This is a genomic window from Motilimonas pumila (assembly GCF_003596335.1).
Classification (GTDB): domain Bacteria; phylum Pseudomonadota; class Gammaproteobacteria; order Enterobacterales; family CBDFNC01; genus Motilimonas; species Motilimonas pumila.
The window spans coordinates 1-17,781 of record NZ_QZCH01000029.1 but is presented as its reverse complement, the minus strand read 5'-3'; the positions used below and the strand labels follow the sequence as shown (position 1 = coordinate 17,781).

The window sequence follows — 17,781 nt, the reverse complement described above, 5'->3', positions numbered from 1 at the left end:
ATTGGGTTAGGCTTCGTTATGCCAATAAGGGCTAAACTGTAGCGCTTGGCTGCGAGATAGGTCCATCGCGTGCAAAATGGATTGCCGCTTGCGCTTAACCCACTTCAACACTTTCTTTTTCTCTTCACCTTCTTCAAGCTGTTGCCCATAATCAAATACAGGCAGCAGTAACTCCAGATCTTCAATGCCCCGTAAAATATCGAGCCAAGGAAAACGAAATTCATCGCGAGCATCGTCGTTAAAACAGGCACCCACACACGTGCCAACCATGAGGTTGCGGCTTAACTGACCCTTCATTGCCATATAGTGCGCGAGTTCAACGCCGTCATTAGCTAAATTTGAGCCTAATAACTCTTGCCAACTTTTCGCTAACACTTTTTCGGCAAAAGGTTCAAAGGTTTGTGTTAACACCGCATTTTGCGGCATTTTGCTGCATTCCAGCATCCACTGAGTCAAATTCAGCACCAACTGACAATAACGGGTTGAAGTGATCAACTCTTTGACCGCGGTTTCATCTGGCAAACGCCCTAATTGATCTTTTAAGCTGTGCTTTAACCCTTTGTAGTCACTTAATTTTTTAATGAAGTGCCCTTTATTTTCGGTCAAAGTGCATAAAGCGTAATACTCATCCAACCAAGATAATTTACTCGACAGCCAATTTAACTCTCCCAGCCAATCTTGATATTGAGTTTGCTGCATGGCTTGTAAGTAAGTCACGCTAGCTTGATGGATAAAATTGATGCCATCACGCATTTTCATCAATGCGCTAAGTTGATTATGGGCTAAATACAGATATTCGTGATGTTGCCAATAAGACAAACCGTATTGAAATGCAGCCAGCATGTTTTGCAATACCGAGCCTTGCGCGGTAACGCTGACATAATCTAAGGCTTGTTCTTGCAGAGGCTGCTCTTGCGCTAATGCATAACCCCGCTGCGCTTTACTTTGGTTTACCAAGCGGGCCTCTGGCAATGTCGCGATGTCTTGTGCTAACAAAAACAATACTTCTTCAGAGCCTTTTAGTAACTCCAGTTCGATTTCACAAATGGATTCATGACCATTAGCGGTAGAAATTTCACCTAAATCAAACGCCACTTCGACCAAACCTTTGCCATTGCAATCAATTAGCCAAGTTTGCCTTTCAAAGTCATTACTAAATACAGGGTTAATTCGAGCTTGCAGGTCAGCGGCTTCAAAACCTTCCGGCCAAATATCGGCTTTAAAACGGGATAACTCTGGACGATTAGAAGCGATAGATTCGTTATATTCAGGGCGCTGATGTAAGCCGCCAACTACAGAGCCAGATAGCTTAATCGTTTGCTCTATTTTATCGTCAAAGCAACGAACTCGAAGACCCAGGCCCGCTTTTTGCAGCTCGCGTTCACTGGTATCAAAGTACACATTGCTCAATTGCTGTTTATTGATTGAACAAACTTGATATTTGTCAAATAACTCAGGCATTAAATCAACCGCCTGCGGGGAGACAAAAAACTTTATCTCTATCTCTGTATCCATATGATCTTTAATATCTTTATGAAGATTAATTAATAAACATGAAGGCTCAAACCAAATTTAAATTTTCATTTAGCCAGTTTAGCTGTTTTCATGCCCGCCAACATAAGTTAACATTTGCGCCAATCTATCAATCGTGTGTTTTTTCACCGAAACAGGTAATTGGCAATGCCAGTAAATACTATTTTAGGACTTTTCGCAAAGTCGCCGATCAAGCCTCTACAAGAGCATATCAATAAAGTTCACGAATGTTGTAAACATCTCATCCCATTTTTTGAAGCCGCTAACGCAAACAACTGGGAAGAAGCAAGAAAACAACAAGCAAAAATCTCCGAAATTGAAAAAGTGGCTGACGCCCTTAAACGTGAAATTAGGTTAAAGCTACCTCGTGGTATCTTCATCCCAGTTGAACGTACTGATATGTTGGAGCTACTCACCCAACAAGACAAAATTGCCAACCGCGCGAAAGACATTTCAGGTCGTGTGCTTGGTCGTCAACTACACTTACCAAGCGCTACCCAAGCAGACTTTATGGCTTACTTGAGCCGTTGTATTGATGCAACGAAACAAGCAAAAAAAGCCATCAACGAGCTAGACGAACTTCTTGAAACTGGCTTTAAAGGCCGTGAAGTAGAACTCGTAGAAGAAATGATCCAACGCTTAGACGAGATCGAAGACGATACTGACAGCTTACAAATTAAGCTACGTCGTGAGTTACAAAAAATCGAAACTCAATACAGCCCCATCGACATGATGTTTTTGTACCAAATCCTCGAGTGGGTTGGTGACCTTGCAGACCAGGCAGAGCGTGTAGGTGCTCGTCTGGAACTTATGCTAGCGCGTTCTTAACGTTTTCACAGGTAGTTAGATTATGGAAATTTTAGCCACACACGGTACGACCCTGGTTATTATCGCAGCCTTGTTCGGCTTTTTTATGGCCTGGGGTATTGGTGCTAACGACGTTGCCAACGCAATGGGAACGTCGGTAGGTTCAAAAGCCTTAACCATTAAACAAGCTATCATCATTGCGATGATTTTTGAGTTCGCCGGTGCATACCTCGCGGGTGGTGAAGTTACTTCTACCATACGTAAAGGTATTATCGACTCCGCCGCCTTTGTTGATCAACCCGAGTTGCTCGTCTTTGGTATGATTTCAGCTCTGCTAGCCGCAGGTTTGTGGCTGTTGATCGCGTCATACTTTGGCTGGCCAGTATCAACCACTCACTCAATTATTGGTGCCATCGTTGGGTTCGCGGCCGTTGGTGTGAACCCTGACATTGTTGAATGGGGCAAGGTAACGGGCATTGTTGGTAGCTGGGTAGTGACACCATTAATAGCGGGTTTAATCTCCTATGCCATATTTATGAGTGCGCAAAACCTCATATTTAATACTGCAGACCCTCTGCGCAACGCCAAGCGCTATGTTCCTGGCTATATGTTTTTAGCGGGTTTTATGATGTCCCTTGTGACCATCAAGAAAGGCTTAAAACATGTAGGCATACACTTTGATACATTGGAAGCATATGGCTTGGCCGTGTTGGTCGGTATTGTGGTAGCTATGATAGGCAAATACTTCATTAGCCGTATTAAAATTGATCCAAAAGCCGACAAAAAAATGCACTACACCAACGTTGAGAAAGTGTTTGCTATTTTGATGGTTATCACGGCTTGTGCAATGGCATTTGCTCACGGCTCTAATGACGTTGCAAACGCCATTGGCCCATTAGCCGCAGTGGTAAGCATAGTGCACAATGACGGTGAAATTGCCGGTAAAGCCGCACTGGCCTGGTGGATTTTACCATTGGGTGGCTTAGGTATCGTATTAGGCTTGGCCATCTTTGGTAAGCGCGTTATCGCTACCATAGGTAACGGCATCACCCACCTTACACCAAGCCGAGGCTTTGCAGCTGAGCTTGCAGCAGCCACTACAGTGGTAATTGCATCGGGTACAGGCTTACCTATCTCGACCACACAAACTTTAGTTGGTGCGGTATTAGGTGTAGGCATGGCCCGTGGCATTGCAGCATTAAACCTTGGTGTTGTTCGCAGTATCGTCGTATCTTGGGTAGTCACGCTACCAATAGGTGCCGTACTGTCTATCATGTTCTTCTGGATGCTCAGAGGCATGTTTATCGCTTAACAAAAAAGCGCCGAGAGGCGCTTTTTTTTTCGATAAACTTTTGCTCATTATTGCTCACTCTCGGTCGTCATTTTTTAAAAAAATTGGCAGGGAACGTGACCTTTTACACTTTTCATACTTGTTCATTGCTGACGAAGTTTTTAAACTTGCAGCAGACTTCTAAGGCTTCGAGAATCGATACGTGAAAATACTTACCTCTTTGTTCACATTTACAACACTGCTGCTCAGCAGTTACTCAGTCACAGCAGCCGATCGCTTTATCAGTGACGAACTGTTTGTCTATTTCCACTCAGGTCCGAGTGCTCAATACCGCATTCTTGGCAGCGTAAATGCCGGTACCAAGGTGCAAGTCAAACAGTACGACACTAATACAGGTTTTGCTCAAATTGAAGATGAAAGAGGCCGTGTGGGTTGGGTAGAAACCAAATACGTTCAAGAACAAGAACCAGCACTAAAACAGCTGCCTAAGGTCATTGCCGAGCTAGAGCAAACACAAGCTACTTTAGCTAATATCGAGCAAAGCAATAACCAAGTGCTGATAGGCAAAGACCAAGCGTTGAGTGAACAAAATAATACCATCACCGCATTAATGTCAGAAAAGCAAACTCTGACCGACGAGATAATTCAACTAAAAGCCGACAACGCTCAATTACAAACTCAGCTCGATAACCAAAGCGAAGACGTGCAAATGCGTTGGTTAAGCTATGGTGGAGCGGTATTAGGTGCAGGTGTTTTTATCGGCTTTATCATTCCTTTCTTGCCCCGCAGAAAACGTAAAGATCCAAACTGGGTGTAAAAAGAAAACTCTCCAACAAAAAGGCAGCTATATAGCTGCCTTTTTTATTGTTCAATTGGCCACTAAGTGGCCTTATTAGAGGTTGAGCGTTAATATCCTCGCCAATCTGTCATCGCCGATACCTTAAAGCTTTGGCGATTAATTCGCAGCACTACATCATTTGGCCTTATCTCTATCACTTCTAAGCCATTACTGACTTCGTCTCCTTCACGATATTTTTTATTATTAAAGCTCACCGACTTCTTGCTTGAGTTGCTTGAATAAACGTGAGAGTTATACGAAAACGGCCTAATAAGTTGTTGCAAGTCATCGGGTAATTGAGTGATATCCATGGCTCCGCCACCAGCAGTGGCAGCTACGGGCTCAGGCTCTTGATCCAGAGGAATATTACTGTCGAGGGCTTTTTGAAATTTACGGGCGAGCTCGGCCGATACATCGGAGTAATCGACATTATTGCTAGGGACTGTCTCGGTCACATTCGTTGCTGGTGATTCAACCGCTAAAGCCGCACGGATTTTCGCCGCCAGAGCGGGATCTGTGCCTGATAAGTCAATATCACCCAAAATATCATCTTTTTGGCCAGAAACCGTGACCGGCTCCTTTGGAATATCTTGTACTAGGTCGCTGACGTTCGCCCCCACCCTAAACGCCGGTTTGGGCGGAGCACTGTATTCAGGTAGCGGAACCGTTTTGTATTCTTTAGCCGGTAAAAATGCAATTTCATCTCCGCCAGCTGCCACCTCTTGCTCGAGAAAGCGAACCGATTTTTTTTGTTGGCTGGCCTGTGAGTTACCACTGCCAGCTTGATTAACTACTGATGTGTTATCTTCAGTTTGCAGCTCGGCCACAGTGGGCTCGGCTGCCGGTAGCGAAGCAAATACGCTGCCACTATCACTACTGATGTACCAAATAATGCCACCGGCAATAATCGCCGTTGTCAGTACGCCAGATAACACGTAAGGCCAAATAGCGGGCCCCGTATCTTCAGAGACGGGAAACTGATATTGCGCTTGACCACGGGCAAGTGACTGCATCGGCGTGGTCTCGTTGCGTAGCTCTTCTGACTTTTTTAAGGCATTTAGTATTGTTGACATCCTTACCCCTCAGTCAATAGCTTTGGCATATAAGGCAATACAGCCGTATTGATACGCAGTAACGTTTGCACCCCGGCAATGCCATCAACACCGAGGTTGTGCTCATTTTGAAAACGCATTACACGCTCTTGTAAGGTCCCATCAAACCTTTGTGTCGAACGATAGTCTTGGTTATAAATTTGGGCCAAACTGTCATCAAGCCACTGCACAGCGGCGCCTTCCGCGCCAAGTCCAAGTGCTCGCTCGTAACCCGCTGGCGCTTTCCAAAATAAGGTGTATTCGCCGCTCCAATGTTCATTGAACCAGTTTTCACTGACCTTCACGCGTTTATCATTAATCAACAATACAAAGCCGTGTTTCGTTCCCCCGCCCGAAGCAAAGATCACCGGCTTGGCGTGAGTTAACGTGGCAAAGTAAGTTTGGTTGCGTTTATCCAGCATTTTTACCACTGCTGGGTGATTCATCTCTTTAAGGCTGCGAACACTGCCCCGCCCTTCTAAGCAATGTAAGCCAGCGGCTATGGCATTTTCACAGCGGGCATCCTGTAGCGGTACGTCATAACCCCATACACGATATAAGTTTTGCATTGCCGGCTCCATCGAGCGGCTATCAGCTACCACTTTCTCCAGCCTGCGTTGATACTGCATATCAACCGGAGTTTGAACATCTATCGAAGCTAAATCTTCGACCCCTTCAGGTACTGCGCCAACCACTATCGGCTCTGCGGCGCTAAAACTGGCCACGGTTTCTTGGCTTTCTCCGGTGCCAGAACTATCAGGTTCTCGCTGTGGGCTGCCTTCAGCTTGCTGAACAGGTGCCACGTAGGGGTTTTGCAATGCTTGCTCTTCTGGTACTGGTGGCAATGAAATAGCCTGTGCCGCCTCCACATTTTGCTGCATCACTTGCATCTCAGCATCGGCTTTATGGCTATTGATAAAGCCCATCACATAAGGCACGGACAAAGCTGCGATTAAGGCAACAGAAAGTGCAGCTCCCGCATAAATAAGAGGCCGAGGGTTAAGGGTTTTCACGGCGTCTTCACCTCGGACCTCTGTCGCCACAGAGGTTATCAGTGAAGGCGTAATGTTATGATCACTGTTGGCATAGGCTGCCAATAAAGCCCGATCACAAATCAGGTTAATCAGGCGAGGTACGCCACCGCTTTGACGATGAATCTCCACCAAACTGCGGTTATTAAATACCGGCAATTGGCAGCCAGCCACTTTTAACCTATGCCTAACGTAATGACAGACTTCCGTTTTATCCAGAGGTAATAGATGGTAACGGGCGGTAATACGTTGTGCTAATTGGCGTAACTGCTCTTGTTTAAGCAAAGCTTGCAATTCTGGCTGACCAATCAAAATGATTTGCAGCAATTTTTTACGGTCAGTTTCTAGGTTGGTCAGTAAGCGTAGTTGCTCTAGCACTTTAGGGCTTAGATGCTGCGCTTCATCAATCAATAGTACCGAGTGAATGCCTTCTTGATGGTTTTTCAGCAGAAATCGCGCAATCACGTCAAACAAGTTTTTTAAACTGGTTCGCTCTCGGTTATATTTAATACCGAATTCATCACAAATAGTCGCAAGCAGTTCGATTTTGGTCAACGACGGGTTAAGAATAAACGCCAGTTCGGTTTTTACGGGTAACTCTTGCAGTAAAGAGCGACACACGGTTGTTTTACCGGTACCCACTTCACCGGTTAATAAAATAAATCCGCCGACAGCAGCATCAAGGCCATACATTAAGTGCGCCAATGCTTCCTTATGGCGGTCACTCATATATAAATAATCAGGATCGGGCGCGATTGAAAACGGGCTTTCCTTTAAACCAAAAAACTCTTTGTACATAGATTCACTGCAATCCTTCTTTGAGAGACACACTATATCAGACAGCTTGATTGAACTAAAACAAGCAAGTCACACATTTCTACTCTTTTAAAGGGAATGAAGATCAGTTTCAGATAGGTTTATAATGGGTTCTACAGCAAGGTAAGGGAGCGTTTTTTTGCAGATATATCTCGTCGGTGGCGCCGTGCGTGACCAATTACTCAACATCCAGCTTAAAGACCGCGATTTTGTGGTGGTTGGCGCGACGCCTAAGCAAATGTTACAACAAGGTTTTCAGCGAGTTGGCCAAGACTTTCCGGTATTTTTACACCCGACAACCCAAGAAGAGCACGCGCTGGCACGTACCGAGCGAAAAAAAGGTCAAGGTTATACAGGCTTTGAGTGTTTTTTTGACCCAGACGTGACCTTAACGCAAGATTTACAGCGCAGAGATCTCACCATTAATGCTATGGCTCAAGGCCATAATGGCGAAATTATTGACCCCTATGGTGGCCAACAAGATATTCAAAAACGTCTTTTGCGCCACGTATCCCCCGCTTTTGCAGAAGATCCACTGCGAGTTCTCAGGGTGGCAAGATTTGCCGCGCGCTTTGCTCACTTGGGTTTTGAAGTCGCTCCTGAAACACTGACCTTGATGCAAAACATTAGTCACTCAGGTGAGCTGCGCTTCCTTACCCCTGAGAGGGTTTGGCAAGAACTCTCTGGCGCGCTGATGTCACCTTCACCAAGTCGCTTTTTTGAAGTATTAAAGCAGTGCGGCGCCCTGGCAGAAGTATTGCCGGAATTAAATAACTTATTTGGGGTTCCAGGGCCTAAACGTTGGCACCCTGAAATAGATACCGGCATTCATACCTTGATGGTAGTCGAACAAGCAGCGCTGCTTTCAGACGAGTTGGCAGTACGCTTTAGCGCCCTGTGCCATGACTTTGGTAAAGCGCTTACCCCCGCCGAGTTATGGCCAAGCCATAAACATCATGGCAGCAAAGGCCTGCCCTTAATAAAAGCAGTATGCGATCGCTTCAAAGTTCCCAACCATTGCCGTGACCTTGCACTGATGATGAGTCAGCAACATTGCCAGATCCACCATATTTATGAGCTCGACAGCGCAGGCCTTCTGGCTATTTTTGAACAAACCGACGCATGGCGAAAACCAGCACGCTTTGAGCAGTTATTATTGGCTTGTAAAGCTGATTTAACCGGCCGGTTAGGATTTGAAGATAAACCGTATGAAGAGGCCGATTATTGCCGTCAGGCTTATCAGGTAGCCGCCGGTATTGCGGTGCAGCCCATAGTACAAGGCGGCTTTAAAGGCGCAGAGATCAAGCAAGAGCTAAATCGCCAGCGGCAACAAGCATTGCAGGCGTTTATTGAGCAGAAACAAAAACAGCCACAATAAGTGGCTGTTTGAGTAGCAAATGTACAGTGGCTATATGGTCAGAACTACAAGCAAAGCAACGCCTAAGAGCAAACGATAAATCACAAACGGCAACATGCCCATGCGTTCGATCACCTTGAGGAATAAGTGTATACACACTAACGCGCTAATATAAGAAAGCACTGCACCAAGGATCATATCGGACCAAATCACGTCCGCGCCAGAGGTAAACAGCTTTAAGGTTAAATAACTACCGGCAAGGAAAATCAGTGGAATCGACAGTAAAAACGAAAAGCGAGCCGCGGCTTTGCGCGTCATGCCAAGCATCAAACCTGCTGTCATGGTCACACCCGAGCGTGAAGTGCCTGGAACCAGCGCCATGGCTTGCGCGACACCAATGATTAAGACTTTTTTCCAACCACTTTGATATTCGTTGATGGTTTGCTTAGCCGTTTTATCGGCGTACCACAGTAATAAACCAAATACGATAGTTGTCGCGGCAATGACATAGCCACTGCGCAAATAAGCTTCGATAAAGTCTTTACCAAATAACCCCGCTAACCCAGCCGGTATAGTGGCCAGAATGATCCACCATGCCAATTTACTGTCTTGGTTATGCTGCTGCTTTAAAACCGAGTTACACCAAGCGCCTGCCATGGTCGTCACTTCTGTTCTGAAGTACTGCACAACCGCAATTAAAGTTCCCACGTGCACAGCAACGTCAAAAGCTAAACCTTGATCTTGCCAGCCCAATACTTGTGAGGGTAAAACAAGATGAGCCGAGCTTGAGATAGGTAAAAACTCGGTTAAGCCTTGCACTATCGCAAGTACTATTATTTCAAGCATTGTCATGCTTATACTTCCTTCCTAAGAGTTCCAAATAAAAGGGATTTTCCACAACTTTTGTGAAGATTTGTCATACGCTTGCCAAAGTTTTTCATAGCTTTGCTCAAGTTCTGGGTGAATGCGATCGGGAGCAAGCTCGGCCAACGGCCAAAGCACAAAGGCATTATGTGGAATTTCACCGCGAGGAAGCTGTACCCCAACTTCAGTAATGAGGTCGTCATACAGCAAGAGATCTAAATCTAAGGTGCGAGGCGCAAACTTTTTGTCTCCGGCTAAACGGCCATTGTCTCGCTCAATTTGCTTGAGTATGGCAACCACTGCCAACACCTCGAGCTCGGTAGAAGCCGCAACCACAAAGTTATAAAACGCATGACCATTAAACCCTACCGGCTCACTTTCAAATACGGAAGAGATCTCCAGTTCATCAAAAGCTTGATACAAGGCTTTAACGCCCGCTCGAATGTGTTGTTCGCGGTCGACATTCGAGCCTACGCTAATAAAAATTCGGGCCATGTTAAAATTGGCCACGAACAATTTTCACGCCAACATTTGCAGCCATCGGCACAGCGCCAGGTTTGCTTAATGTTAACTCTACGCCTGCGACATTAAATTCTGTCAAAATCATCGCCGCAGCACGCTCTGCCATGGTTTCTATCAGCTCAAACGTATTATTGTTTGCAAACTCACATACTCGTTGTGACAGTACTGCATAATCAAGGGCAAGATGGATATCGTCACTGCTTGCAGCAGGACGATTATCAAATGCTAATTCCAGGTCAAACACTAACTTCTGTTTGATGGTTTTTTCCCACTCATATACACCTATGGTACATAAGACTTCTAATGAGTGAATAAAAACGCGATCCATGAAACTATCCTCGCTATAAAATATCATTGGCAAGACTATCGAAGATGAAAAATTAAGCGTATCATCAATAGCCTGTAGGGATGGCGATAATAGCGCAAAAGTTGACAGGGAAAAACTGCAATCTATGACTGCTAGCGTGATTATTTTTATTTTAATTTCATATTTTGCTGGCTCAATCTCCAGCGCGGTGCTGTTGTGCCGTTTAAAAGGCCTTCCTGATCCTCGCAAACATGGCTCTCACAACCCTGGTACCACTAACGTTCTTCGCCTTGGCGGCCCCCAAGCCGCGACGTGGGTCTTATTGTTTGATTTACTCAAAGGCACCCTGCCCGTATATCTGGCTTATTGGGCGGAATTAGACCCTTTTTACATTGGTCTTGTCGGGATCGCAGCATGTTTGGGGCATATTTACCCAGTATTTTTCCATTTTAAAGGTGGCAAAGCCGTCGCGACTGCGTTTGGTACCATGCTGCCATTAGGCATGGACGTAGCAGGTTTACTACTAGCCACTTGGTTAGTCGTGGTCGCACTCTTTGGTTATTCTTCCTTGGCTGCGCTGATCACCGCCTTGGTCGCCCCTTTATACACCTACTTCATAAAACCGGAATACACCCTGCCCGTTGCGATGCTGGGCTGCTTGGTGATATTACGACACCATCAAAACATTGCTAGGTTATGGCAAGGCAAAGAGTTGAAGATTTGGAAGCGCTTGCCCGTAAAAGGCAATGCCGCTGCGCAAGAGATACCTAACGCAGAGCCTACGCCTAGCAAACAAGAGTCAGCTGTGGATGATAAATTTGAACGTTAAATGCGCTATGAAATAGTCACCACATGAGCTAAGTTCACACTCAAACATCACCGTATTTGCCCCAATAACGCGTATTCGAACAAATACGAAAGCGGTAAGCTAAATCCACAGTTTGCCGTTCATGTTAAGTAAAGTTGCCTACAGCGGCGCTAAGGTGTCGATAGGCCAGCGTGGTTTGGCTTGCACGGATAAAGGTTCAAACTGCTTGGCTTTTAAGCGCTGCATGCCTGCGTAAGCAATCATGGCACCGTTGTCGGTACAAAATTCAGTGCGTGGATAATACACTCGCCCTTGCAGCTTCGTCATCATGGCTTCTAGCTGTAATCTTAGCTGCTTATTAGCGCTCACCCCGCCAGCAATGACGACCGACTTCAACCCAGTTTGCTTCAGTGCGCGCTTACACTTTATGGCTAAGGTATCTATCACAGCATCTTGAAATGCAAAAGCAATATCCGCTCGGGTTTGCTCGTCATCTCCTTCGCTACGAATGGTATTCGCTGCGAACGTTTTTAAACCGCTGAAGCTAAAATCAAGGCCCGGCCTGTCGGTCATCGGCCTTGGAAAACGAAACCTGCCTGGCGTGCCTTGTTCAGCAAGTTTTGCCAACAAGGGGCCTCCAGGGTAATCCAAGCCCATCAGCTTCGCCGTTTTATCAAACGCTTCACCTGCAGCATCATCAATGCTTTCACCTAATACTTCATATTGGCCAATGCCCTGTACATTAACCATCATGCTGTGACCGCCAGAGACTAATAGAGCTAAAAATGGGAACTCTGGCACGTCGTCTTCCAACATGGGGGCCAATAAGTGCCCCTCCATATGATGCACCGCCACCGCCGGTTTGCCCCAGGCATACGCAATGCTGCGACCTATGGTTGCCCCTACTAATAAGGCCCCCACTAAGCCAGGACCCGCAGTATAAGCGATGCCATCAATGTCTTCTTTGCTGCAATTAGCTTGAGCCAATGCTTGCTGAATTAAAGGTATGGTTTTACGAACATGGTCGCGCGACGCAAGTTCAGGCACGACACCACCATAATCAGCATGTAATTTTACTTGACTGTAAAGCTGATGTGCCAATAATCCTTGTTGGTCGTCGTAAATCGCCACGCCCGTTTCGTCACAAGATGTTTCAATACCTAAAATTCGCATATACACTCCTTCAAAAAGCTCGCATAGTGTAACTTTCGTAAGCTTTTTTCACCAGAGCGAATTAAATGGGTTTACAAATGCCCCTAGATCAGATTAAAATTCCGCACCATTTTTAAACAGACTGGTCAATCTACGACCGGCTTCACAGATAACACCCTGAGGTGATGGGCATATGCCAGTAATAAAAGTACGTGAAAACGAACCGTTTGATGTAGCACTACGTCGCTTTAAGCGTTCTTGCGAAAAAGCAGGTATCCTTTCTGAGGTTCGCCGTCGCGAATACTTCGAAAAGCCAACTACAGTTCGCAAACGCGCTAAAGCGTCAGCAGTTAAGCGTCACTTGAAGAAGCTTGCTCGCGAAAACGCACGTCGCGTTCGTCTATACTAATCTAAGTTATAGGCGTTCGAGATGTCCTTGAAAGAGCAGTTGAAAGAAGAACAAAAAGTAGCAATGCGCGCGAAGGACAAAGTCCGCTTGGGTGCCATTCGTATGTTGATGGCTGAAATCAAGCAGCGCGAAGTTGATGATCGCACAGAGTTGAATGACGATGATGTGATTACGATTTTGACCAAAATGGTCAAACAGCGTAAAGACTCTATTGCTCAGTTCGAAGCAGCTGATCGCCAAGACTTAGCAGCCAAAGAGCGTGAAGAACTTGAAGTTCTTCAAGCTTTTTTACCAACTCCTCTTACTGAAGAAGAATTGGCAACTATCTTAGATGCTGCACTGGAATCAACCGGTGCACAAGGCATGCAAGATATGGGTAAAGTCATGGCGGCCTTAAAAAGCCAAGTTCAAGGTAGAGCAGACATGGGACAAATCAGCGGCAAAATACGCGCTCGTCTGTCTTAGTTCCAAGTCAATGCTGAATTCTAATAAGCCGCAACTTTTTCGGAAGTTTGCGGCTTGTTTATTTATGAGGTTTTATGGCGGGTCGCATACCACGTGATTTTATTGACAGTTTGTTAGCAAGAGCTGACATTGTTGACGTTGTCGATAGCCGAGTAAAACTGAAAAAAGCAGGCCAAAACCACCAGGCTTGTTGCCCTTTTCATAACGAAAAATCTCCTTCTTTTACTGTTAGCCAATCAAAACAATTTTACCACTGCTTTGGCTGCGGTGCTCATGGTAATGCCATCAGTTTCGTGATGGAGTATGACGGCTTAGAATTTCCAGACGCCGTTGAAGAGTTAGCCAGTAGCCTTGGTCTAGAAGTGCCGAGAGAACAAAGTGGTCCGCAGTTAACCCCAGCTCAAGTGCAAGGCAAAAAAGACTTATATCAGCTGATGGAGCAAATCAGTCAGTTTTATCAATCGCAGTTAAGTCAGCCTTCACATCAGCATGCTGTCGATTACTTAAAAGGCCGCGGCCTCAGCGGCGAAATATGCCAACATTTTGGCATCGGCTATATTCCCGAAGCTTGGGATGAAGTGCGTAAGCGTTTTGGCCGTCAAAGCGCTGCAGAAAAACAGCTTATTGAAGGCGGAATGCTCATTGCCAAAGAGCAAGGTGGCAGTTATGACCGTTTTCGAAACCGGATTATGTTCCCGATCAGGGATCGCCGTGGCCGCGTTATTGGCTTTGGTGGCCGAGTATTAGGTGACGGCACGCCAAAATACCTTAACTCACCTGAAACGCCTATTTTCCATAAAGGTCGCGAACTTTACGCCTTGTATGAAGTTAAAAAAGCGTATAAAGACGTTAAACGTATCATGGTGGTTGAAGGCTATATGGACGTGGTTGCGTTAGCACAATTTGGCATTGACTACGCGGTGGCATCTTTGGGTACCAGCACTACGCCTGAGCATATTCAAACCCTGTTTCGCACTACTGACGAAGTGATTTGCTGTTATGACGGTGACCGTGCAGGTCGTGACGCCGCTTGGCGTGCATTAGAAAATGCTCTGCCCTATATACACGATGGTAAAGCCCTTAAGTTTATGTTTTTACCTGACGGGGAAGATCCCGACTCAATGGTGAGACAGGAAGGCAAAGAAGCGTTCGAAGCCCGCCTAGGCAAAGCTGCACCTTTGTCTGACTTTTTATACGAACACTTGTTGCAACAAGTGGATATGTCGAGCTCTGACAGCAAAACAAAATTAGCGCAACTGGCATTTCCGCTGATCGCTAAACTGCCCACAGGCGTATTTAGTCAGATGATGCGGGAGAAGTTGGCCAGGTTGCTCGCCGTAGACCAAGCCGGCCTCGACAAGTTACTGCCTAAAACAGAAACAGAAGCTGTAAAAAAACCGCAACAAAAACAAAAGGTCACGCCAATGAGGCTGGCAGTTGCATTAGTCGTTCAATATCCTAATCTGGCACAGGATTTACCGCCCCTACCAGAAATAAATGAACTAAACTTAGCCGGTAGCATTCTTTTTGCACAAATACTTGAAATGTGCCAGCAGCAACCCCATATAACAACAGGCCAGTTAATAGAGCACTGGCGTGGCACTCAAGAAGGTGCACAGCTTGCAAAATTGGCGATGTGGGATCACCACATCGATGAACCACAGGTAGAAGCTGTATTTTTAGATACATTAGATAAATTACTGTCGATTTACATCGAGCAAAAAGAAGAAAAGTTATTAGCCAAGGCGCGCACGGGACAACTGAGTTTGGAAGAAAAAAAACAACTCACAGAGTTGATCCAAAGCAGAAAGATCGCATCGCCAAGCTAGCATCTTAAGTGCAAAGGATTTATAATCGCGCACTTGCATTTTTGCACCTAACCTTAAACCCCTCAATCGGATGGAGTCTATGGAGCCAACCCCTCAGTCTCAGTTAAAGCTTCTGGTTACCAAAGGTAAAGAACAGGGCTTCCTTACGTACGCCGAAGTCAATGATCACTTACCACCAGACATTGTCGACCCAGATCAAATTGAAGACATCATTCAAATGATCAACGACATGGGCATCCAGGTACTTGAATCAGCGCCTGAAGATGACGACATATTGATGACGGAAGATACTACGGATGAAGACGCAGCAGAAGCCGCGGCTCAGGCGCTTGCGTCTGTAGAATCTGAAATTGGTCGTACTACCGATCCTGTGCGCATGTACATGCGTGAGATGGGTACCGTTGAACTGTTGACCCGCGAAGGCGAGATAAGCATCGCTAAACGCATCGAAGAAGGCATCAACCAAGTTCAAACCTCTGTTTCTGAATACCCAGAAGCGATTCACTACTTATTAGATCAGTGGGACCGCTACGAAGCAGAAGAAATCAAGCTAAGTGATATTATCTCAGGCTTCATCGACCCGAATGAAGAAGAAACGCTGGCGCCAACCGCGACCCACATCGGCTCAGAATTATCGGAAGATGATCTCGAGGACGAAGATGATGACGTTTCTGACGACGATGAAGAAGAAGATGAGGCCGACAAAGGCCCAGATCCGGAACTGGCAAAAGAGAAGTTCACTGACCTGCGCAATGCTCATGATAAGCTATTACGCATCATTGAACAGCACGGTCGCCAAGATAAAAAGTCAAAACAAGCCATTATTGAGCTCGCTGACGTATTCCGCGAATTCCGCCTGATCCCAAAACAATTTGACCGTATGGTAAACAACATGCGCTCAATGATGGATCGTGTTCGCGTACAAGAGCGTTTGATCCTAAAAATGGTTGTTGACCAGTGTAAGATGCCGAAAAAAGCATTCGTCTCTGTGTTCCCTGGTAATGAAACTGACCGCTCTTGGTTAGAAGATGCCATCGCCAGCGATAAGCCTTACAGCGCTTCGTTAAGCATCATCAAAGACGAGGTTTTACGTTGTATTGTTAAAATGACTGCAGTCGAAGAAGAGACGGGTCTTAACATTACGACTATCAAAGACATCAACCGTCGTATGAGCATAGGTGAAGCCAAAGCTCGCCGTGCCAAGAAAGAAATGGTAGAAGCTAACTTACGTCTGGTTATCTCCATTGCTAAAAAATACACCAACCGTGGTTTACAGTTCTTAGACCTTATCCAAGAAGGTAACATCGGCTTGATGAAAGCCGTCGATAAATTCGAATACCGTCGTGGTTATAAGTTCTCAACCTACGCAACTTGGTGGATCCGTCAAGCAATCACACGTTCGATTGCGGATCAGGCACGTACTATTCGTATTCCGGTTCACATGATTGAAACCATCAACAAATTGAACCGTATATCTCGCCAAATGCTTCAAGAAATGGGCCGTGAGCCAACTCCTGAAGAATTGGCAGAGCGCATGGTCATGCCAGAAGATAAAATTCGTAAAGTGCTTAAAATTGCCAAAGAGCCAATCTCTATGGAGACGCCAATCGGTGATGATGAAGATTCGCACTTAGGCGATTTTATCGAAGATACCACCATTCACCTACCAGTGGACTCTGCCACAAGCGAAAGCTTGAAAAATGCGACCAATGATGTACTAGCAGGCCTCACCGCCCGCGAAGCTAAAGTATTGCGTATGCGTTTTGGTATCGATATGAACACCGACCACACGTTAGAAGAAGTAGGTAAACAGTTTGACGTAACCCGTGAGCGTATTCGTCAAATTGAAGCGAAAGCCTTGCGCAAACTACGCCATCCGAGCCGCAGTGAGCAGCTTCGCAGCTTCCTCGATGAGTAAAACCAACGGTTAACACTGACGCTAAAAAGGAAGGCTTTGCCTTCCTTTTTTATTGCCCATGATTTATCACTACAAAGCGCACAAATATCAGCAAAAGCCGCCATTTTTTGGCGAATAAAACAGCAAACGATCAGCCACCGCTAGACAGCCATGCCCATGCTATATATAATCCAACCCGCTTAATAAGAAGAATAAATCGACCTTTTATCAATTTGTGTTTACAACCCACTTTGGTTGAACCAAGATAAGGATGTCGAGCCAGAAACTTGTTTTCTGCCCTTAAAAGCAACAATAATTAGGCCCCTTAGCTCAGTTGGTTAGAGCACCCGACTCATAATCGGTAGGTCCCGTGTTCAAGTCACGGAGGGGCCACCATTTTATAAAGCCTGAAAGGTTCGCCTTTCAGGCTTTTTTGTTTTTTGACTCAGAAACCCCTTCTTGCATAGCAACTTCCAAAGAATAGAGCCTGTAAATATCAATAACCATCAAGGTATAACCATTTAGCGTGAGTTATAAGTAAAAAAGTCCATTCATCAGGCTTATCGAAAACGTGGTAATTTTCTGCCTATGTAAACTGAATTTTTTAAACGTCTCAAAAAACATGCTGCTAAAGCTTATCAATACCATCCTGAAACAAATAGAATTTCTACATTCCTGGCTCATTGGGGCGTTGTTGATCAAATAGTTTTCAGTGCGACAAAGGCTCATGCTGTTCACATTTCAGACCGCTGATTTTCTTTCAG

The 17,781-nt window shown here is 45.6% G+C and carries 16 protein-coding genes and 1 tRNA gene; 10 read left to right on the top strand and 7 right to left on the bottom strand.

The window, feature by feature from the left end; all coding sequences use genetic code 11:
- Positions 1 to 6 precede the first annotated feature (6 nt).
- The gene (locus D1Z90_RS17220) at positions 7 to 1,515 is read right to left on the bottom strand and encodes a CYTH and CHAD domain-containing protein (RefSeq protein WP_119912035.1); all 1,509 of its coding nucleotides are present in this window, start codon (positions 1,513 to 1,515) and stop codon (positions 7 to 9) included.
- A 165-nt stretch (positions 1,516 to 1,680) separates the two neighbouring features.
- On the opposite strand from D1Z90_RS17220, the gene D1Z90_RS17215 reads away from it, so the two are divergent.
- The 3 genes from D1Z90_RS17215 (at position 1,681) to D1Z90_RS17205 (ending at position 4,448) form a co-directional block, all read left to right on the top strand.
- Positions 1,681 to 2,361, top strand: coding sequence for a TIGR00153 family protein (locus tag D1Z90_RS17215; protein WP_198419254.1), 681 nt, complete (start codon positions 1,681 to 1,683; stop codon positions 2,359 to 2,361).
- A gap of 22 nt (positions 2,362 to 2,383) precedes the next feature.
- Entirely contained in the window at positions 2,384 to 3,652 is a 1,269-nt protein-coding gene (locus D1Z90_RS17210; RefSeq protein ID WP_119912033.1) for an inorganic phosphate transporter, read from the top strand.
- Between the two features lie 181 nt (positions 3,653 to 3,833).
- Positions 3,834 to 4,448, top strand: coding sequence for a TIGR04211 family SH3 domain-containing protein (locus tag D1Z90_RS17205; protein ID WP_119912032.1), 615 nt, complete (start codon positions 3,834 to 3,836; stop codon positions 4,446 to 4,448).
- 89 nt (positions 4,449 to 4,537) lie between these two features.
- On the opposite strand, the gene D1Z90_RS17200 is transcribed toward D1Z90_RS17205, so the two are convergent.
- Together D1Z90_RS17200 and D1Z90_RS21995 are read right to left on the bottom strand one after the other, a co-directional pair.
- Positions 4,538 to 5,542 carry a general secretion pathway protein GspB gene (locus D1Z90_RS17200; protein WP_119912031.1) on the bottom strand — a complete coding sequence of 335 codons (1,005 nt, stop codon included), beginning with the start codon at positions 5,540 to 5,542 and terminating at the stop codon, positions 4,538 to 4,540.
- 2 nt (positions 5,543 to 5,544) lie between these two features.
- Positions 5,545 to 7,389, bottom strand: a complete 1,845-nt coding sequence (locus D1Z90_RS21995; RefSeq protein ID WP_119912030.1) for an ExeA family protein — start codon at positions 7,387 to 7,389, stop codon at positions 5,545 to 5,547.
- Positions 7,390 to 7,546: 157 nt separating this feature from the next.
- Between D1Z90_RS21995 and D1Z90_RS17190 the strand changes: the two genes are divergently transcribed.
- On the top strand, positions 7,547 to 8,785 hold the full coding sequence (locus D1Z90_RS17190) for a multifunctional CCA addition/repair protein (protein WP_119912029.1): 1,239 nt from the start codon (positions 7,547 to 7,549) through the stop codon (positions 8,783 to 8,785).
- A gap of 30 nt (positions 8,786 to 8,815) precedes the next feature.
- Here the strand turns inward: D1Z90_RS17190 and D1Z90_RS17185 are convergent, their stop codons facing one another.
- The 3 genes from D1Z90_RS17185 to folB are packed head-to-tail and all read right to left on the bottom strand — an operon-like array spanning position 8,816 to position 10,478.
- The gene (locus D1Z90_RS17185) at positions 8,816 to 9,616 is read right to left on the bottom strand and encodes an undecaprenyl-diphosphate phosphatase (protein WP_119912028.1); all 801 of its coding nucleotides are present in this window, start codon (positions 9,614 to 9,616) and stop codon (positions 8,816 to 8,818) included.
- A 15-nt stretch (positions 9,617 to 9,631) separates the two neighbouring features.
- Entirely contained in the window at positions 9,632 to 10,123 is a 492-nt protein-coding gene (gene folK, locus D1Z90_RS17180; protein WP_119912027.1) for a 2-amino-4-hydroxy-6-hydroxymethyldihydropteridine diphosphokinase, read from the bottom strand.
- A 1-nt stretch (position 10,124) separates the two neighbouring features.
- The gene (gene folB / locus D1Z90_RS17175; protein WP_119912026.1) at positions 10,125 to 10,478 is read right to left on the bottom strand and encodes a dihydroneopterin aldolase; all 354 of its coding nucleotides are present in this window, start codon (positions 10,476 to 10,478) and stop codon (positions 10,125 to 10,127) included.
- A 124-nt stretch (positions 10,479 to 10,602) separates the two neighbouring features.
- Here folB and plsY point away from each other — a divergent pair, with 124 nt between their 5' ends.
- Positions 10,603 to 11,286 (top strand): glycerol-3-phosphate 1-O-acyltransferase PlsY, encoded by a 684-nt coding sequence (gene plsY, locus D1Z90_RS17170; RefSeq protein WP_119912025.1) that lies wholly within the window; start codon positions 10,603 to 10,605, stop codon positions 11,284 to 11,286.
- Between the two features lie 138 nt (positions 11,287 to 11,424).
- Here plsY and tsaD read toward each other — a convergent pair whose 3' ends face one another.
- Entirely contained in the window at positions 11,425 to 12,438 is a 1,014-nt protein-coding gene (tsaD, locus tag D1Z90_RS17165; RefSeq protein WP_119912024.1) for a tRNA (adenosine(37)-N6)-threonylcarbamoyltransferase complex transferase subunit TsaD, read from the bottom strand.
- Positions 12,439 to 12,610: 172 nt separating this feature from the next.
- Between tsaD and rpsU the strand changes: the two genes are divergently transcribed.
- From rpsU to D1Z90_RS17140, 5 genes are all read left to right on the top strand, one after another.
- Positions 12,611 to 12,826 (top strand): 30S ribosomal protein S21, encoded by a 216-nt coding sequence (gene rpsU, locus D1Z90_RS17160; protein ID WP_119912023.1) that lies wholly within the window; start codon positions 12,611 to 12,613, stop codon positions 12,824 to 12,826.
- Positions 12,827 to 12,847: 21 nt separating this feature from the next.
- Positions 12,848 to 13,291, top strand: a complete 444-nt coding sequence (locus tag D1Z90_RS17155) for a GatB/YqeY domain-containing protein (RefSeq protein ID WP_119912022.1) — start codon at positions 12,848 to 12,850, stop codon at positions 13,289 to 13,291.
- Positions 13,292 to 13,365: 74 nt separating this feature from the next.
- Positions 13,366 to 15,120 (top strand): DNA primase, encoded by a 1,755-nt coding sequence (dnaG, locus tag D1Z90_RS17150; RefSeq protein ID WP_119912021.1) that lies wholly within the window; start codon positions 13,366 to 13,368, stop codon positions 15,118 to 15,120.
- Positions 15,121 to 15,199: 79 nt separating this feature from the next.
- Positions 15,200 to 17,038, top strand: a complete 1,839-nt coding sequence (gene rpoD, locus D1Z90_RS17145) for an RNA polymerase sigma factor RpoD (protein ID WP_119912020.1) — start codon at positions 15,200 to 15,202, stop codon at positions 17,036 to 17,038.
- Positions 17,039 to 17,336: 298 nt separating this feature from the next.
- Positions 17,337 to 17,413: transfer RNA gene (locus D1Z90_RS17140), tRNA-Ile, on the top strand.
- Positions 17,414 to 17,781 lie beyond the last annotated feature (368 nt).